The organism is Streptomyces sp. NPDC058008, assembly GCF_042886395.1.
Classification (GTDB): domain Bacteria; phylum Actinomycetota; class Actinomycetes; order Streptomycetales; family Streptomycetaceae; genus Streptomyces.
In genome coordinates this window covers 86,794-103,659 of sequence record NZ_JBHVQX010000016.1, presented here as the reverse complement: position 1 = coordinate 103,659, position 16,866 = coordinate 86,794, and the positions used below count along the sequence as shown (strand labels likewise).

16 protein-coding genes are annotated in these 16,866 nt (G+C 72.1%); 7 read left to right on the top strand and 9 right to left on the bottom strand.

Features of this window, described 5'->3' with window-relative positions; all coding sequences use genetic code 11:
- Positions 1-505 precede the first annotated feature (505 nt).
- Positions 506-826, bottom strand: coding sequence for a hypothetical protein (locus tag ACFVS9_RS18045; RefSeq protein WP_389933417.1), 321 nt, complete (start codon positions 824-826; stop codon positions 506-508).
- Positions 827-947: 121 nt separating this feature from the next.
- On the bottom strand, positions 948-1,703 hold the full coding sequence (locus ACFVS9_RS18040; RefSeq protein WP_389933415.1) for a TetR/AcrR family transcriptional regulator: 756 nt from the start codon (positions 1,701-1,703) through the stop codon (positions 948-950).
- A 260-nt stretch (positions 1,704-1,963) separates the two neighbouring features.
- Here ACFVS9_RS18040 and ACFVS9_RS18035 point away from each other — a divergent pair, with 260 nt between their 5' ends.
- Both ACFVS9_RS18035 and ACFVS9_RS18030 read left to right on the top strand, forming a co-directional pair.
- Positions 1,964-3,052: a zinc-binding dehydrogenase gene (locus tag ACFVS9_RS18035; protein WP_383112885.1), complete on the top strand. Its 1,089-nt coding sequence runs from the start codon at positions 1,964-1,966 to the stop codon at positions 3,050-3,052.
- 323 nt (positions 3,053-3,375) lie between these two features.
- The gene (locus ACFVS9_RS18030) at positions 3,376-4,497 is read left to right on the top strand and encodes an NADAR family protein (RefSeq protein ID WP_383112886.1); all 1,122 of its coding nucleotides are present in this window, start codon (positions 3,376-3,378) and stop codon (positions 4,495-4,497) included.
- A 144-nt stretch (positions 4,498-4,641) separates the two neighbouring features.
- Here the strand turns inward: ACFVS9_RS18030 and ACFVS9_RS18025 are convergent, their stop codons facing one another.
- Together ACFVS9_RS18025 and ACFVS9_RS18020 are read right to left on the bottom strand one after the other, a co-directional pair.
- A complete protein-coding gene (locus tag ACFVS9_RS18025; protein WP_389933412.1) occupies positions 4,642-5,952 on the bottom strand; it encodes a hypothetical protein in 1,311 nt (436 codons plus the stop codon).
- Between the two features lie 281 nt (positions 5,953-6,233).
- Positions 6,234-6,473, bottom strand: a complete 240-nt coding sequence (locus ACFVS9_RS18020) for a hypothetical protein (RefSeq protein WP_389933409.1) — start codon at positions 6,471-6,473, stop codon at positions 6,234-6,236.
- 113 nt (positions 6,474-6,586) lie between these two features.
- On the opposite strand from ACFVS9_RS18020, the gene ACFVS9_RS18015 reads away from it, so the two are divergent.
- A complete protein-coding gene (locus ACFVS9_RS18015; RefSeq protein WP_389933406.1) occupies positions 6,587-7,627 on the top strand; it encodes a hypothetical protein in 1,041 nt (346 codons plus the stop codon).
- A gap of 212 nt (positions 7,628-7,839) precedes the next feature.
- On the opposite strand, the gene ACFVS9_RS18010 is transcribed toward ACFVS9_RS18015, so the two are convergent.
- Entirely contained in the window at positions 7,840-8,886 is a 1,047-nt protein-coding gene (locus ACFVS9_RS18010) for a sodium:calcium antiporter (RefSeq protein WP_389933403.1), read from the bottom strand.
- A 791-nt stretch (positions 8,887-9,677) separates the two neighbouring features.
- Here ACFVS9_RS18010 and ACFVS9_RS18005 point away from each other — a divergent pair.
- From ACFVS9_RS18005 to ACFVS9_RS17995, 3 genes are all read left to right on the top strand, one after another.
- Positions 9,678-10,226 carry a hypothetical protein gene (locus ACFVS9_RS18005; RefSeq protein ID WP_389933401.1) on the top strand — a complete coding sequence of 183 codons (549 nt, stop codon included), beginning with the start codon at positions 9,678-9,680 and terminating at the stop codon, positions 10,224-10,226.
- Positions 10,227-10,243: 17 nt separating this feature from the next.
- Positions 10,244-10,987 carry an SAM-dependent methyltransferase gene (locus ACFVS9_RS18000; protein ID WP_389933398.1) on the top strand — a complete coding sequence of 248 codons (744 nt, stop codon included), beginning with the start codon at positions 10,244-10,246 and terminating at the stop codon, positions 10,985-10,987.
- A 300-nt stretch (positions 10,988-11,287) separates the two neighbouring features.
- Positions 11,288-11,488 (top strand): hypothetical protein, encoded by a 201-nt coding sequence (locus ACFVS9_RS17995; RefSeq protein ID WP_383112955.1) that lies wholly within the window; start codon positions 11,288-11,290, stop codon positions 11,486-11,488.
- A 115-nt stretch (positions 11,489-11,603) separates the two neighbouring features.
- On the opposite strand, the gene ACFVS9_RS17990 is transcribed toward ACFVS9_RS17995, so the two are convergent.
- Positions 11,604-13,142, bottom strand: coding sequence for a DUF4157 domain-containing protein (locus ACFVS9_RS17990; protein WP_389933394.1), 1,539 nt, complete (start codon positions 13,140-13,142; stop codon positions 11,604-11,606).
- 382 nt (positions 13,143-13,524) lie between these two features.
- Between ACFVS9_RS17990 and ACFVS9_RS17985 the strand changes: the two genes are divergently transcribed.
- The gene (locus tag ACFVS9_RS17985; RefSeq protein WP_389933391.1) at positions 13,525-14,952 is read left to right on the top strand and encodes a ricin-type beta-trefoil lectin domain protein; all 1,428 of its coding nucleotides are present in this window, start codon (positions 13,525-13,527) and stop codon (positions 14,950-14,952) included.
- Positions 14,953-15,096: 144 nt separating this feature from the next.
- Here ACFVS9_RS17985 and ACFVS9_RS17980 read toward each other — a convergent pair whose 3' ends face one another.
- The 3 genes from ACFVS9_RS17980 to ACFVS9_RS17970 form a co-directional block, all read right to left on the bottom strand.
- A complete protein-coding gene (locus ACFVS9_RS17980; RefSeq protein ID WP_389933388.1) occupies positions 15,097-15,630 on the bottom strand; it encodes a hypothetical protein in 534 nt (177 codons plus the stop codon).
- An 81-nt stretch (positions 15,631-15,711) separates the two neighbouring features.
- Positions 15,712-16,020, bottom strand: coding sequence for an SDR family NAD(P)-dependent oxidoreductase (locus ACFVS9_RS17975; RefSeq protein WP_389933385.1), 309 nt, complete (start codon positions 16,018-16,020; stop codon positions 15,712-15,714).
- 142 nt (positions 16,021-16,162) lie between these two features.
- Positions 16,163-16,813 (bottom strand): hypothetical protein, encoded by a 651-nt coding sequence (locus tag ACFVS9_RS17970; RefSeq protein ID WP_389933382.1) that lies wholly within the window; start codon positions 16,811-16,813, stop codon positions 16,163-16,165.
- Positions 16,814-16,866: the final 53 nt, after the last annotated feature.

The window sequence follows — 16,866 nt, the reverse complement described above, 5'->3', positions numbered from 1 at the left end:
TCACGGGCCTCGGGTGGGACGGGCAGGCTCCGGCGGATCCGGGGCCCGAGTGACGCTCCACGCAACGGACATGGGCGGGTGCCGGGGTCTCCCGCGTCGCTTCAGGGGCGGCGTCCGCGCGGCCTGTGCCGACTGCCCCTCGACAGCCCGGACAGGCTCCGGCAGCCCGCCTCACGCGGCCCTCAGCCGAAGCGAAGCACCCGAAAACGATCGGGCGGAGCCGGATCCGCTCGACGACTCGGACCGGTGTGTGCCCACTGCCGGGCGATGACACGGAGTGGGGACCGGACGCGGCTCATCCGTACCGCCCGGGGCAGGACTGACCGTACGAGGTCATGTCATCCGCCGCGGCGGAGGCACCTGGATGATCGGGCCGGACATCCCCTCCACCACCGCGCCACAGCCTTCCCGTTCACCGGCGACAGGCCTACCGGTCTCGACGGCCGTCCTGCCGCGGACGGATCATCCGGAGAACCGCCGGTCTCCAGGGCCCGGCCTGACGGCCTCAGGTAACGGCGCTGCCGCTCCGTCGGCCACCGCCGCCCCGGCTCACGGCCATCATCACGAGACCTGTCGGCAGGAGGAGGCTCGCGGTCAGGCTTCCCCACGGGCGGGTGGCGGATGTTCCTGTGCTCAGCACCAGCAGGAAGAACGCCTGCGCGCACAGAGCGAAGGCCACCACCAACTGGCCCCAGCCGAACAGGCGGAGGCGACCCACCGGCCGCCGGTACGTGGGCACGACCCAGCCCCTGGTGATCGCGGCCACGCCGGACGCGGCAATCAGCAGTGCCACCAGGACAACAGGTACGGCGAGGTAAAGCCTCATGGTTCGATCACTCCCCGGGCGCCGGTTCGGCACCGGACACCGGCGTGATCATGGCACCGGGGAGGTCGCCTGTCCACGCGCGGGCAGGGCGGAGCGGGGCCTGGGGCGTGCCGGTCCGGAACTACGCCGTCCCGGGGCGAGCGCCGGGTGGCGGGCCCGCGTCGGCGCGCCGGCCGCTTCCGCGTACGGGCCCCCCGGCGGTGTTCGTGCCCTGCCCGCGGATCAGCCAGGCCGGAAGGGCTTCCGACGCCGCCGAGACGAAGAGCCGCCGGTCACGGGGAGCGGGCCTGGACAGCCACGCCTCCACCAGGCCCGTCTCACCGTGCGCGAGGAAGCTGCTCTGCGCCTCCACCCGCCACTGCGCAGGCCCCTCGCCCTCCGGCAGCAGTCCCGGATCGCGGTCCAGAAGGGTGCGGACCGACGTGGCGAAGTGATCGACCAGGAGATGGTGCAGGATCGCGCTGCGCCGGCCCACCAGCCCCGCGGTGTACACGGCCTCGTGCCGCTCCAGGTGATCGAGCAGGGCGCCCGAGGCGCGTTCCCACACGACGTCGACCGGGAGCCGCGCCGCCGTGGCGTCGTTGATCCACTCGGCGCGGACCCGGTCCAGGTCGGCGTAGAGCACCTGCTCCAGGACCTCCGCCGGACTCGACGCGTGCTTGTAGAACGTCGTGCGGTTGACACGGGCGGTGCGCACGAGGTCGGCGACCGTGATGTCCTCCACGGGCTGCTCCGACGCCAGCAGGACGACCGCCTCGAAGAGCCGGGCCCGGGTGCGCCGGACGCGGACGTCGAGGGCCGACGCACCGGCGGCCGACGAAGGCGGGGCGGCGCCGGACGCTGCGGGATCCATGGCGGGCTGGTCGCTTCCTGGCATGCGTAGATCGTAACGGCCCCACCGGCAGCAAGCCTGGGAACAGCACTGATCAACAGGTGTCTCTTTTCTTTCGGGGTATTCGGTGCCACAATCGGTGGTGCGGCAGACCTCTCCGGCGATCCTCGTCCGGACACCTGCCACGACCGCGCGCGCCGATGCCCGCAGACCTGTGTCGCGCCCACCGGCCCCGCGCGGCCTCCCTTCGGCGCGCCTGAATCCGGGCGGTGCCGACGGTCCGCACACGGAAAAGAGACAGCATCATGAAGGCAGCCGTTACCAAGGGGCTCGGCCAGGGTTTCGTCGTCGAGGACGTGGATCTCGCCGATCCGATCGGGCGCGAGGTACGCATCGAGGTCAAGGCGTCCGGCCTGTGCCACTCGGACCTGAGTGTCGCGACGTTCATCGGGGAGGAGTTCCCCGTCGTCCTCGGTCACGAGGTGGCGGGCGTGGTCACAGCGGTCGGCCCCGAGGTCTCCCGGACAGCGGTCGGTGACCATGTCGTCGGCAGCCTGATCCAGTTCTGCGGCGCCTGCGCGAACTGCCTCGGCGGCCGTACCCACATCTGCCTCCGCCCCGAGGCGACGCTGCGGACCGCCGGGCAGCCCTCCCGGATCAGCTGGAACGGCTCCCCGGTGGCCCAGGGCATGGGCCTCGGTGGCTTCGCGCAGGAGGCGCTGATCCACGAGAACCAGCTCGCGGTCATTCCCGACGCCATGCCCTGGGCGCAGGCCGCGCTCATCGGATGCGGCGTCCTGACCGGTGCCGGAGCCGTGCTCAACAGCGCTCAGGTCCAGCACGGTGAAACGGTCGTCGTCATCGGCGCCGGTGGTGTCGGCATGAACGCGGTCAGCGGTGCCCTCATCGCCGGGGCCGAGAAGATCATCGTCGCCGACATCGAGGACGCCAAGCTGGAGCGGGCCAAGGCGTTCGGGGCCACGCACGTCGTCAACTCCCGCACCACCGACCCGGTCGAGGCCGTGCGCGCCATCACCGGACAGGGCGCCGACCACGTCTTCGACTTCGTCGGAGCGCGTCCGGTCACCGCGCAGGCCCTCCAGATGGCCGCCAAGGGCGGAGGCCTCTACCTGATCGGCGTGAGCAGCAACGACGCCGGGGTCGAGGTCAACTCGATCGCGACGCTGAGCAGTTCGCAGAAGGTCCAGGGCGTCTACATGGGCTCCTCCAACCTCAAGCGGGACATCCCCTTCTACGCGTCGCTCTACCTCCAGGGCCGGATGAACCTCGACGACCTGGTCTCCAAGGAGATCGGGCTGGGCGACATCCCGGCCGGCTACGAGGCGCTGAAGGACGGCAGCACCGCCCGGGTCGTCATCACCGACTTCCACTGAGCGGTTCCCCGCTGCGGGGAACCGGGCGCTGCGCCGCCGGCCAGGGAAGCCGGTGCCGCGGCCCGCTTCCCCGCGTCCACCGGCAGCGCAGTGCCCGGCCGCCCCTACGGCCGTCCCCGCCCGCCCGCCGCTTGGCGGGGACGGCCGGCCCTTCCCGCACGGTGGCACGCCCCGCCACCGACCCGGACGAACCCCACCCGGTACCTCGATCGGGCTCCAGGTGGCCACGGGCCGGAGCAACGCCTCTCCGACCGTGACCGGCGGGGGAGACGGCACAGAGGAAATGAGAGGGACTCCCCGGCGTCCTGCGGCACAATCGCGCCATGATCGGCAACCGGACCACTCATCGCACCGCGGACGGCGTCCGCATACCCGGCACCTGGCGGCACGCCTTCATCTGCAACGGCGGCAGCTACTTCCTCACCGACCTGTTCATCTACGCCGACGGCCTCATCGACTGCTGGGGCCTGGTCACCGTAGAGGAATTCCAGGAGAAGCTCCGCAGCGGCTGGGTGGCCACCACCTTCCCCGAGGGCGCCGAAGCGTCCGCGCACGAGTTGGCCGACTGGAAGTTCAGCGGGCCGCACAGCTGGTGCACCCCCGACCTGCTGGTCGCCGAAGTACGGGACACCATCGACGAGCTGAACGGACGACCCGACTCGACGGGCCGCTGCCTCGCCGCCGTCGACGTCTTCCTGGCGGACCGGACGGAGGAGAACCGGGTCGCGGCAGAGGCCGCGTTCCTGGCCGTCCCGGTGTCCCAGCGCCGCTACGCGCTCGGCGACATGGACCGGAAGGACGGGCCACTGCGCGTGCTGGTGGCCGGCCCCGGCGGACAGACCTACGTCCCGCACGACCCGCCGATCACCCAGGAGGTCTACGACACTGCGGTCGCCTACTTCGAGGACCGGGCCCGATGGACGGCCGAACGGTCCACGCGCGTTCCGGCCGACGGGCCCGTGGCGTCGTACGCCCCGGCCGTCAAGCTGAACCACTCGTACCCGAACGAGCCCCTGGCCGACCCGGGCAACCGCGGCCTGCGCAACGACTACCCCGCCCCCGTCGTCGTAGGGGAGGTCGGCTACCCCTCGGTCGCCCACGCGTACTGGGCCCTGTCGGTCGCTCAACCCGCGACCCGGGCCGAGATCATGACGGCCGAGACCTCGTACGCGGCGCGCAGGCTCGCGGTCGAGGCGCCGCGACGCGAGGGCTGGGAGCACGCCCGGACCGCTGTCATGACCGGCCTGCTGCGCGCCAAATACGACCAGCACCCCGACCTGGCCGCGATCCTGCTGGCAACGGACGACGCCACCCTGATCTACGACGACGTGGAGTCCGCCTTCTGGGGCGACAACGCAGGCGGCGGCCGCAACTGGACGGGTCGTCTCCTGGAACTCGTCCGCTCCGAACTGCATGCGCGCCGCTGCGGAATCCCGGGAATGTGAATGCGCCCTGGCAGCACCCGGCGATGACGGCCGTATCCGGCCGTCGCCGTCCGGGCCGGAACACCGGGCCGGGCAGCGGCACCCGCAGCACGACGTGACGCCCGGGTGCGGCCCGGTGCGCACCCCACCGGGGCCCGCCCGGAGTCAGCTTCCGGCGGACGACGCTTCGTGCAGGAACTCCAGACGCTGCTGCGCCACCGACAGGTGCCGGCGGTCCAGCGAGGGCAGCGCCCTCAGCAGGCTGATCAGTTCGGGGCCGCACTCCCGCGCCCTGGCCACGTCCCGCAACTGGGTCCAGCAGTAGTGGGCGCTCTGCGCCGCGGAGAGGACTTCGGGCGCGTCCGAGGACTGGTGGAGGAGCCTCGCGCGTCCGGCGCCGACCCAGAGCTGCGTCGCGAGAAGGTAGTTGCCCGACATCTTGGCCAGGTCGGCTCGGATCTCCACCCACTGGGTCGCCTGTGCCGGGTCGTAACCGCCGGTCCGCAAGGCGTGCTGCTCCCACAGCTGGGCCAGCTGCGCGGCCTCGCTGTGCCGGCCCGCCTGTGCGAGCGCGTGGATGTGGGGGCGGGGGTCCTGTGCCACGAACTCCGTGTGAGCGGTGGGCGGACGCGAGGGTGAGGGAGAGACCTGCTGGGGAACGGGGGTGCCCGGCGGGGGAGCGGCGGCCGGCTGCTGTGGCTGGGGGGCCGGGGACGGGGCGTACCCCGGAACCGGACCGGACGACAGCGGATCCGGCCCGGCCGGCCGCGTGTTTGTCGTCGGCCAGGGCCCGTGTCCGGCAGCGGTGAGCGCCGGAGTCACCGGGAGGACGAGTGCGCCCGGGGGAAGGGCTGCCGCGGACACCGTCAGGGCGTGCAGCCGGGAGTTGGTCGGACGCTCCGGGCTGTTGCGCAGCTGCTCGATCCAGTGCCGGGTGTAGGTGCTGACCCCGTCACCCCCGTCGAACCCGGGTGGGGTCACGACGCCGAAGACCTCCGCGGCCGTCGAAGCCGGGAGCGTGCCGTACTCCCGCAGAAGCGGCCACGTTGCCTTGTCCGCCGCCAGGTCGAAGACCACGGTGGTCAGCCCCTGGGGACGGGCGCGCAGCTCGGTGCCCAGCCACTCCCAGGGGAGCGCGGTGTAACGGGCGGTGGACGTCGTGGTCCTGGACAGGGCGAGGTAGAGCTGCTGACCCCGACGGTCGGTGGTGAGCCGGCCGGACAGGTAGACGAGCAGCGGGCCGGGCGTCGCGGCGGCCGTGCGCAGCCGGACCTGCAAGGCGTTCTGGTCGTGGATCCCGTCGAGGTACGTGGTGTCGCTCGGCAGGCTGCTGCCCAGCAGGGCGGAGACGGGCACCATCGACAACGCCGCGAGGTTCTTGGACGGGAGCACCTGGACGGTGCGGCGCCGGGTTGCGCTGTCGCCCGCGATCAGTAGTACGTGCCCTCGCTGTTGGGTCGCCCCGTTGATCTGCATGGACAGCACCGTACTCATACGGCCGGAGGCCCCGCCGAGGGCTCTGCCGCTTCGTTGCTGAAGGGCAGTCATATGTCCGTGTTGGAGCAGACTTCGCCCCTCCGCCCCCGCGGTTCGCGTGACTGTCCGTGCATGCGCGCGAGGCCTGGGCGATGCCGGTGCCGCAGTGGTCCCTCGGAGTTCCGGCGAGCGAGCACCGACCGGATCACGCATGATCCGGTCGGTGCGGGAGCCCTGGTGGCCCGTCGGCGCACCCACACGGCAGAAGCGGAACCAAACGATCAGGTCTGGGCGTCGAAGCCACCATGAACGATCACCCGGACGACACCGTCCTCGTGAAGGATCTGCGGTTCACCGTACCTTTGCTCGAGGACCGCGCGGACAGCCCGGCCGACTTCCGCGAAACGCGGAACCTGGACCTGCGCCGCCGCGTTCCGTACGGCGGCCACGGCGGCCACGGCGGCCACGGCGGCCACGGCGGCCACGGCGGCCACGGCGGCCACGACGGCCACGACGGCCACGGAACGGCCTCCCGCCACTGGACGGACCGGAGGAGCCGGCCGCCCACAGGCCGCCACCGGCTGCGCGGAGCGCGGGCAGTGGTGCCCGGGGCCCCGGGACGGGAGCGTGCGGCATGACGGGCGATACCCCCGTCCTCGGCCCGGACGGCCGGACAGCCGACGGTTCCGTCGTCGCCGACGGCCTGAGGATCACGGGCCGCGAGCGGCGCCCGGTGTTCGGCTCCGCCTTCCTGGTCAGCGCGGCGGCCCTGGTCGTCGGGGGAGGGATCGTGGCGGGTGCGTTCGCCGTGTCGTGGGGCCTCTTCCTGGAGGCCGGAAGAACCGCCGAGGGATCCATCGCGAACGAGGAGTCCTACGTCGCGTACATCGATCAGTGGGACGCCCTCGTGAAGGTCGCGTTCGGCGTGTACCCGCTGCTCGGCCTCGTCGCGGTCGTCCTGATCGCGTGGCTGCTCACCGCCCAGGCCGTGACCGTCGCACACGTGCGGGAACGTGCGAACGGCCCGGACGGTGCCGCGCTCACCCTGCGTGCGCTCGGGCGCCGCACCCGCCCCCACGTCGGCGCGGCGTTCCGCATCCAGCTGCTGACCCTGGCGTGCGCCCTCGTCCCCGCGCTGGCGGGCCTGCTCGTCCTGGCCGTCGTCGCCATGGAGAAGGTGCCCGGCGTCGTGTGGCCCACGTACCACGATCCCGCCACCGTGCAGTTCGTCCTGGTGGGACGCATCCTGCCCGTGGCGATCTGGGCGCTCGGGCTCGTCCTCCTGTACCGCTTCCTGCCGGCCACCGCCGTACGGGTGGCGGACAACTGCTCGGCGACGGCCGCGATGCGGCGTTCCTGGACGCTGACCCGTACGACCCGTCTGCGCACCACCGGGATCTGCCTGTCGGGCTCGGTCGCGGTCACGCTCGCCTTCATGGTGCTGAAGTGGTTCGGGACGTACGTGGCGCACTGGGCGGGACTGCTCATGCTGGCCACCACCGGGGACAACGTGTGGGTCACCGGAGTACTCGTCATCATCACCCCGGTCGCGGTGGCGCTCGTGCTCCTGCCCCTGGTGCTCGCCCCGATGGGTGTGCTGCTGGCGTGCCTGCGCGAGCGACTCGACGCCGGCGGGCGAGGGGCCCGTACGCGCTCGGGCTCGACGACGGCCTGAGCCCCCGGGAGGCCCGGCCGGTCGGACCGCCTGCCACCTCGCCGGCCGGAGACGGTGTCCGACCATCCGGCCGGCGAGGTGGCGTTCACCCTTCGAGGGCCTCGGTCATGGTGTCCAGCTCGGCCGGCAGGGCCGTCGGCCGTCGCGCGGGAATGCTCCTGATCATGCGTTCCCCGACGCCGATCGGGCCACCGGTGACCGCCGTTCGACCGTCAGGCCAGGATCGGGATGAGTCCCAGGCCGAAGACGACGTAGAAGAGCGCGGCGACGGCCAGCCGTCCGGGAGTGAGCTTGTGGGCGCGCATCGTCAGAAGGAGATAGACGATCGCGGCCATCGTGATCAGCCCGGCCCAGAGCAGAGCACCGTCGAACTTCCACGTCGTGAACAGCAGGCCCAGGCCGCTGGGGACGGTCGCCTGAATCATCATGGCGCCCGAGATGTTCGCGAGGGCCAGCTTGGTCTTGCCCTGACGCACCCAGATGATCGCGTTCATGATCTCGGGCAGCTCCGTCGCGATCGGCGAGAGCAGGAGCGCGGTGACGGCCGCCGAGAGGCCGAGCATCGGGCCGATGGTGTCCAGCTGCTTCACGAACAGCTGGGAGGCGAAGAAGATCACGGCCAGGGTGGCCAGGGTCTGGACCACGACGGCCCAGGTGGACGGGACAGCGGCCTTGCGCTGGAGCTTCAGCGGCTCCAGCTCGTCGTCCTCCTCGCCGTCGTCGCCGCTACGGATCTCACGCCAGAAGTAGACCGCGTAGGCGGCGAAGAACAACAGGCCCAGAGCGGGCTTGAAGGCGAACGCGACCAGGCCGAGTGCCACCTTGACGACGAAGATGGGCAGGAACCACTTCTGGTCCTTGGCCAGTCGCCTCATGTCGGCCGCGTCGCCCAGAGCCTCACCGTCGTCGGGACCGCCGGGCGGCATGCCGGTGGTCTCCACCGCCAGGCGGAGATCCTTGCGGCGCTTGAGGAGCAGCATCACCCCGGTCACGCCGTAGGCGACCGTGGCCAGCGCCAGCGGGCCGCCCATGGCGGCGCCCACACCGATGTTCTTGGCCTCCTCGGTGGCTCCGGTGGTGACCGCGACCAGTGTCACCACCGACTCGGGCAGCGCCGTGCCGAACGCGGCGAGGATCGTGCCGACCGCCATCTTCCCCACGTTGAGGCGCTGCCCCAGCCACTCCACCGCGTTGACGAACCACTCGCACGAGAGATAGATCGCCACCGCACACACGATGAGCAACACGAAATGGATCACACTGACCGCCCGGCCTTCCCGCACCACGGGTACCTGGGCGATACGCGGCGGGATTCCTGGCGTACGACCTCGGCCCCGCGACGTACGTACATCGTCGACAAAGAGCCGAAGGTCTCGCCCACCCGGCAGATTCTGCACGAGCCCGGCCACCGGGAACCGCAAGGGCTCCAGCATGTCGACGACCGGTTTGCGGGGCTACTCCCCTTCGCAGCCAGTCACTGTACACCCCGGCTCCCGCGCGCGACCGCCCCGCACGGGACGCCAGGACCCAGCGGCGTACGCCCCGCACTGTTCCGGTTGCCGGGCGTCGACCGCCCAAGGGAGCGGTCCACGCGTCCGCCTGCCCCGCGCCCGCCCACGGGAGCGGTCCGGTCCTCGCGTGCGCCTGCCCCACGCGCTGCCCGGCCGCACCGGGTCCCCGCCGGATGGTCCCGGACCGCATCACCGTCCCCGCAAGGTGTTAGGGTGGGCGGCGCGGCGACACCCCGGTCGCTCAGGGAGACGGAGGAGGCGAGTTGATGACTGTCGTGGAGACCACCGCTGTGCGCGGTGCCCGGATCATCCTCACTTCCCGGGCCTCGTCCTGACCGTCGCCTGCCTTCCTCCCCGACGGGAGTAGTTCCGGCACGCATGCCGTCCGGCGGGGTCCCTTCCCAAGGGTCTCCACGTTGTCTCACCAACTCGTTTCACCCCTACCTGCTCACGCCCGTCCCGTACGCGTCCTGACTCCGGGCGACCACGGCTCGAACCTCCCGCGTGAGCGCTCCTCCACCCCTCGGCCGGCCGGCCGTGTGCCGCGTACGGAGCGCGGACCGCGCGACGCCGTCGCCGGGAACGGGCCCGGCAGCACGGCGGTCGTTCCTCCGGGCGTCGCCCGGGGACGGCTCACGTCCGTCACCGGCGACCGGATCGCCGGCCGGCCGGCCGTCCCCGCCACCCGCGTGCAGGTGCCGGAGCACCGGAACGCCCCGGCCCGCTCCACCCCCGAGGGCCGGGTGCCGATCGCCGGGGCAGGCGCCGTGGCGGTGACCGTCCCGCGCGCCACCTCGTTCGGACACGGATCCACCCGAGGCGCGGCCGTCCTCACCACCAGGGCCGTCACGTCCCTCCGCACGCTCGGCACCTACCTGCTGTGCGGGACAGGCCCGGCCGCCGTCCTGGCCGCTCCGGAACAGGAACACCTCACCCGGTGCCGCCCGGGCCGCCACCGGCTGCCGCGCGACAACGCCCACGCCCCCTTCCGCACCGACGCGCGGCCGCCCGCCGACCGGGAGCGGCCCGGCAAGGACGTGCCCCGCCCCCGGTGTGCCGACAACCACCCCTCCCACCACAAAGCCTGACGGAAAGGAACCCGGTCATGGACCTTCCCCGCATCTTCACCATCCGCGAGAGCAGCCACCGCATCCACAACCCGCTGACCCCGGCCAAGCTGGCCGCCCTGGGCGAAGCGCTCCACCTCCCCCCGGGGACACAGGTGCTCGACCTGGCCAGCGGCTCGGGCGAGATGCTGTGCACCTGGGCGCGTGACCACGCGATCACCGGCACCGGAGTGGACATCAGCACGGTCTTCACCGAGCAGGCCCGGGCCCGCGCCCGTGAACTCGGCGTCGCCGACCGGGTCGAGTTCGTCCACGGTGACGCCTCGGGCCACGTCGCCGACCAGCCGGTCGATGTGGTGGCCTGCCTCGGCGCCACCTGGATCGGCAACGGATTCGCGGGAACGGCCGAACTGCTCAGCCGCAGCCTCCGCCCCGGAGGACTGATGCTGATCGGTGAGCCGTACTGGCGGCGCACCCCTCCGGACGAGGACACGGCCAAGGCCTGCCACGCCGCCGTCGACGACTTCCACGAACTCCCGGACCTGATCGGGAAGTTCCAGGACCTCGGACACGACGTCGTGGAGATGGTGCTGGCCGACCAGGACAGCTGGGACCGGTACGCGGCAGCCCAGTGGCTCAACCTGCGCCGCTGGCTCGACCGGAACCCGGACGACGAAATGGCCCCGGAGGTGCGCGAAGAGCTCACCTCCGAGCCCGCCCGCTATGCCCGCAGCACGCGTGAGTACCTCGGCTGGGGAGTCTTCGCCCTCATGAAGCGCTGACCTCCCGCCCCGTACGGAGCCCGGACGACGCAACGTCCGTGCTCCGTACGGGACATGCCGTCGCCGTCCTTGCGGCACCCGGCTGCTGCCCACCCGGGCACGGCGTGGAGTACGTCGGCCGGAGGGCACTCCTGCGTCAGCCGGCGCTTCCGTGCCACCCGCCCTCGAACGGTGTACATCCGGCATGAGGGTGGGGGAGAAGGGTGAGCAACGTGTCGTCCTGGCCGGACACCCCGTCGGAGCCGTACGAGCCTGAGACCATGGGCAGGACCGTACGCGCGGCAAGCGAAGGGGAAGAACATGGTCGGTCTGATACTGCTCGGCGTCCTGGTGCTCGTCGTCGGCGGGTGCGCATGCGTGGTGTGGGCCGAACGGGGCGGGCCCCGCTGGGTCCGTGGCGTGGCGATCGCGACGCTCGCAGCGGGTGACCTGGTGCGGCGTTCCAGGAGGAGCCGGCGACGGAGCCTCAGCGGGACCGCCGGCGACGGCGACGGCGGCTGACGCCGCTGCGGGATCCGCGTCGACGCCCCGGACCGGCGCCGGCCGTGCGGGTACCGGTACCTCCACGCCGGTGCCTGACGTAAGGCCGGCCGCGCGAGGTGCGCGGGCCGTCCGGCTACGCCCGCTCCCACTCCGACTCCGAATCGGACGGCAGGTGTTGAGCGCTCGACAGCCGGGGCGGCTCGGAATTCCGACTCTCCTCCGCGGCTTCCCGGGTCTGCTCCAGGATCCGGCCACGGAATTCGTAGTTGCGCGCCGCCGCGGCGTTCCCCACCTGATCGAACGCGGGCCCGGTCAGCCAGTCCGGGGCCCGCCACCGGAACATCTCGCCGTGCGACCCGGATGCCACCACGCGATAGCCGTACTCCGCGCCGAACGTGGCGTTGGCCGCCTCGAACGCCATCTGGCAGGCACCGCAGGCCTTCTTGACGCCGCCCATCGCCACATCCTTGACCTTGCCCGCGCCCAGCGGCCAGGGGGACGCCCGCCAGGAAGAGATCTGCTCGCCGAGCAGCGTCATCTCGCCGTGCACGGAGGCGTCCTTCTTGTCGTGCGCGGGGCCGCCGTTCCAGGTGCCCGCGGACGAGCGCAGCGCTGTCGCGGTGGCCGCGAGATCCGGGTCCCTGTTGTGCACCGCCTCGTAGTCCCCGGTGTGGGTGGCCCGCAGTTTGAGCTGGTCCTTACGGCGGCGCGCGTCGTCCGACAACGGCGCGGCCGAGTCCATCGCGGCGTCCACCGACGCGAGGCCCGCCTGCTGCTTCGCCTCGGACAGCTTCTTCTGACCCGAGTTGGACGAGTACCGCATCCCCTCGCCCGGAACATGTGTCACCGCGACGTGCGGCGTCTTGCGGGCATTGGGCGCGTGTGCCTCCCGGGCGAGCCGGTCCTGCGTCCGCAGGTTCGCCGGCCGGGTTCCCTCCTTGCTCGGCTTCACCTGCCGGTAGCGAGGTCCGTCGTGCTCGGCCTCCTCCTCGTCGTCCACCGCACGCTGCACCTGCGGAGCCGCGTCCCCGGCCGCCGGCTGCGGCGCGGGCGCCGTCTCGGCCACCGGCGGAGCCTGCGCCATCACCCGGGTCGCGTTCTCCTCGGCCTCCCGCTCGAAACGGTCGCCGGGGTCCGACACCTTCAGCCCCGCGCCGTTGTCGGCACCCGCCACCGGGCCCTGCCGCTGCTGGATCACATGCGTGAGCTCGTGGGCCAGGGTGTGCTTGTCGCCACCGCCCTCACCGAGGACGACATGGTCGCCCGAGGTGTACGCGCGCGCCCCGATTTCTCCCGCCGAACGCCGTGCCGTCGCGTCCCGGTGCACCCGTACGCTGGAGAAGTCGGCACCGAGCCGCGCCTCCATCTCCTGCCGAACCGGGCCGTCCAGCGGACTGCCCGCCCCGCGCAGCACCTCGTGGACGGCCGACCGCTGCACCGTGGCCTGAGGCCCCTGAGCGTGGTCGCACCCAGGCCCGTGCTCGTGCCGCTCCTGCTCCATCGCCCTGAGAACGGCCGCGTTCCCCGCGGTGCGCTGCAACGCCAGCAGAGCCGCGGGCCCGGAACCGATGGCCGCCGACGTGCCGGGCAGCGCTCCGGTGGTGCCCTGGCGCCGCACCGACACCTGCCGGTGGCTCTCCCCGGATGACCGCTCGGACTTGTGCGTGTGCATGGCCTTCTCTCATTCCGTACGACGTGCCGTCCCCGAAGGGCACGGTGTCATGCCCCGCGCCCTTCGGGAAGGTGCGAAGAGGCAGCCCCGGGGGCAACGTCCGTCGCCCGGTTCGCCCCTGTGCCCCCGGCCCTCCCGCCGTCATCACACGTGTGGAGCCAAGAACGGCGGTCAAACAGGTGAATCGGCCCGATCGCCCGACAGCCGGGGTGTGCGGCACGGACGCTTCCGCGAAGGTGTGTTCCGGCCGGCCGGCACGAGGGCGATCCGTGAGGGACACATTTCTCCCACCGAACCGTTCCGGACCTGCCGGCGGCGGATCGTTGGCGCGGTGGCCGAAGGGCCACGGCGATGTGGTGCGACGGAGAGAAGGTGCGGCCCCATGCGCGGGATCGCCGGTGGGAAGCTGCGCCGTGTGCGCAGGACACTCCTGGCCTCGTGGGCGGTCCTGGGCGTTCTCGCGGGAGTCTCGTGCGCCCCGCGAGTCGCCCCTGTCGCCGGACCCCAGAGCTGCGAACGCAGTCTGGTCGGTGTGGCCCATCCTGACGACGACCTCTACTTCGTCAATCCGGAGATCCGCAGGACCGTCCAGGCCGGGTGCTCGGTCACCACCGTGTTCCTCACCGCGGGTGATGACGGCAGAACACCCGAACGGGCCGCCCTGGACTACGTCGAGGAGCGGGAGAGGGGCGTACGCGCCGCCTACGCGCAGATCGTCGGGGTACCCGACCGCTGGACCGAGGGCACGGTACGGGTCAACGGCCGCAGCGTCCGCTCCCTCACGCTCGACGGCGCCCCCACCCCGGTACGGCTGCTGCTGTTCGGCCTCCACGACGGTCGGCCCGAGGGGCAGGGCCGGTACAGCATGCTCAAACTGTTCGTCGGCACCCGGCGGAGCATCCCGTTCTTCGGGAGCAAGGACACCATCACCGGAGATCAGCTGGTGAAGACCCTCGCCGCCCTGGCCAGGCAGGACAAGGCGCAGCGGATCCTCACCCTCGACTACGACAACGCCTCGTTCGCCTTCGGGCTCGGCGGGAGGGTCGATCACAGCGACCACGGCATCGGGGCCCGCTACTTCAGGCAGGCGGGATACGCCGCCGGGATCCCCGTGTCGTCCTACCTGGGGTACACCATGTCATCGCTGGCCCCCAACCTCCCCCGGAACGAGGTCCTCCCGAAGGAAGCGGCGGTCAGACGCTATCTGTCCCACGTCACCATCTGCCGTTCCGAAGGATGCAGCCCGACCGGTCCCTCCGACGCACCGCTTCCGGCCGACGCCCTGAAGTGGATCCGCCGCGAATACCGGCAGGTCCACCGCGGCCCTCGTCCAGGAGAGATCCTCGCGGACATCGGGAGGACCACCGTCTACACGCGCGACCCCGAACAGTGCCTCGAAGCGGTGCTGCCACAACCGGAGAACGGCGCCGTCAGGATCAACGGCTGTGACGGCGCCGACGGGCAGAAATGGGACGTCCGGAGCGACCGGACCATCAGGTCGCAGCGCTTCCGGAACTACTGCCTCACCCTGGTGACGGACGGTGTGGGACTGGCCCGGTGCGCCCCGGCGCGAGCGGAGCAGCGGTGGACGCGGGAGCCCTGGCGGAGCACCACCTGGAAGCGCTCGGCATGGCGCATCGCGGGTGCGGAGAACAAGTGCCTCTACCAGGACGACCGGCATCTTCCTCCGCGCTGGGACTCGGACGCGGACCGCAGTCCCCGGCTCGGCCTCGTCGGATGCGACGCTCCGTCCCAGCCGGGCATCTTCTGGCGCGTGCACGGTACCGCCCCCTCCCCGTCGGCCGGCTGACGGGCCGTCCCTCCCCGGCGGCCGTTCCGCCACCCCTGCGACGTCGTCACACAATGGCGCCGACCGCACCGAGCAGGGGAGCGAGGGCGTGCCCCGCCAGGGCGCGCCTCGCCCTCCGGGCCGAGCCGCAGGGAGCCCCAGACCTCACACGACGTATGCCGCGGTGAGCCGCTCGGCCGCCTCCCGGAGCTCGCCCTCGCGCTGCGGATCGTAGGACTCCTCGGACGACCGGGTCGCACGGGTGCGGTCCACGTAGGACCCGGTCGGCGCCTCGGTCGTACCGAGCACGACATCCGCGAGGTAGCGCCCGGCGGCCTCGCGGCCCGTCGCGAACGGGGTCAGGGCCATGACCGGCAGGATGCGGCGCATCGCGAACCGGGACACGGGCCCCGCGTTCCGGGCGAGGCCGGTGCCGGGGACGACCCCGGGGTTGTAGGCGACGGAGTCGATCCCGGCCGGGAACCGGCGCGCGTACTCGTGGACCAGGTAGATCGTGGCCAGCTTGCTCGTGGAGTACGCGGTACGCCCGGCGGCGGCGGTGTCCGGCCCGGGGAAGGCGCCCGGACGGGCCAGGACCTCCGGGGACTTCCACACGGGTCCGGGCACCATGCCCATGTTGTGCCTGAGGTCACCGAAGTGGGTGTCGCTGGCGGTGATCACGACCCGGGCGGGAGCCACGAACCGGTCCTGGAGCAGGCGGACGAACAGGTGGTTGGCGAGTACGTTGATCGCGAAGGTCGACTCGAACCCGTCGGGCCCCTAGGTCAGGGCGTCCGTGTACTGCGTGCCCGCGTTACCGACGAAGCCGCGCAGCGGCGGCAGACCGCCCCGGTCCAACCGCCCGAGGACCTCCACGGCAGCCGATCGGACGCTGCCCAGCGAGCCGAGGTCCGCCGACACGTGCGAGACGGTGTGCCCGCCCACGCTCAGGTCGGCCGCACGACGTGCGCCGGAGTCTCCGCGGGTGACGACGAGGAGGTGCACGTCGGGCGACCGGCGCAGAATGTGCTCCGCGGCGGTGCGGCCGATGCCGCGGCTCGCCCCGGTCATCACGACGGTGTGCCGCATGGAAGACTCCGATTCGCTGAACGGCCGATGCGCGCCCGGCTGGGCGCATCACCACGTTCGCCGCTCTTCCCCCAGCCGACCAGTGCCGTCCCCGTCACCAGGACCGGCAGTACCAGGCTCATCGGGTACCGAACGGACAGCCTCACGGCTGTCGGCGGCCCACTCCGAACGTGTCCTCGAACAGGACCACGGTCGCGGCCACATCCGCGACGAACCGCGCGACCTGCTGCCGTGCCTGCCCTGCCCGCTCCTCCCCGCCCGCCGTCAGCGCGGTGGCCCGGCCGTCGAGGTCCACCGCACGCTGCTCCAGCCGAGCCCTGCCCCAGCCGGTACGGGCCCGCCCGGCCCGGGTCCGCAGCTCGTCGGCCCTACCGGGCAGCCCGTCCAGCTCGGTGGCGTCGGACAGGGCCCGGTCCACGGCGCTGACGGCGGTCGTCTGAGCCCGGAACAGGGCCGGTCTCACCGGCCCGACCGCCAGCAGGAACGCGTCGCTCCCGAGCCGGTGTCCGTGCGCCCGTGAGTCCCCGGCGATCCGTACGTCCTGCTCGAAGGCGGTGATGTGCGGATTGCGGTTGTTCTCGAAGGTCAGCTTCGTCCGCAGGATCCGTCCGGCCAGCTCGAGATCGGGCGGAGTGGAGGCGACCGCGTCGGCCACCAGACCCCAGTTCCGCTGCCCGACCCGCAGAAGGTCCTCGAACGTGCGGACACTGCTCTCGTCCGCCAGTGACACCGGATCGTAGCCCTGCCGCCGAATGTCGGCGATCGCCGCTTCCAGGAGCTCGGCCACAGACATCAAGATCCTCCAGGTTGATGCGCAGGCATGACGGAGGGAGAGCGTAGAGGTCC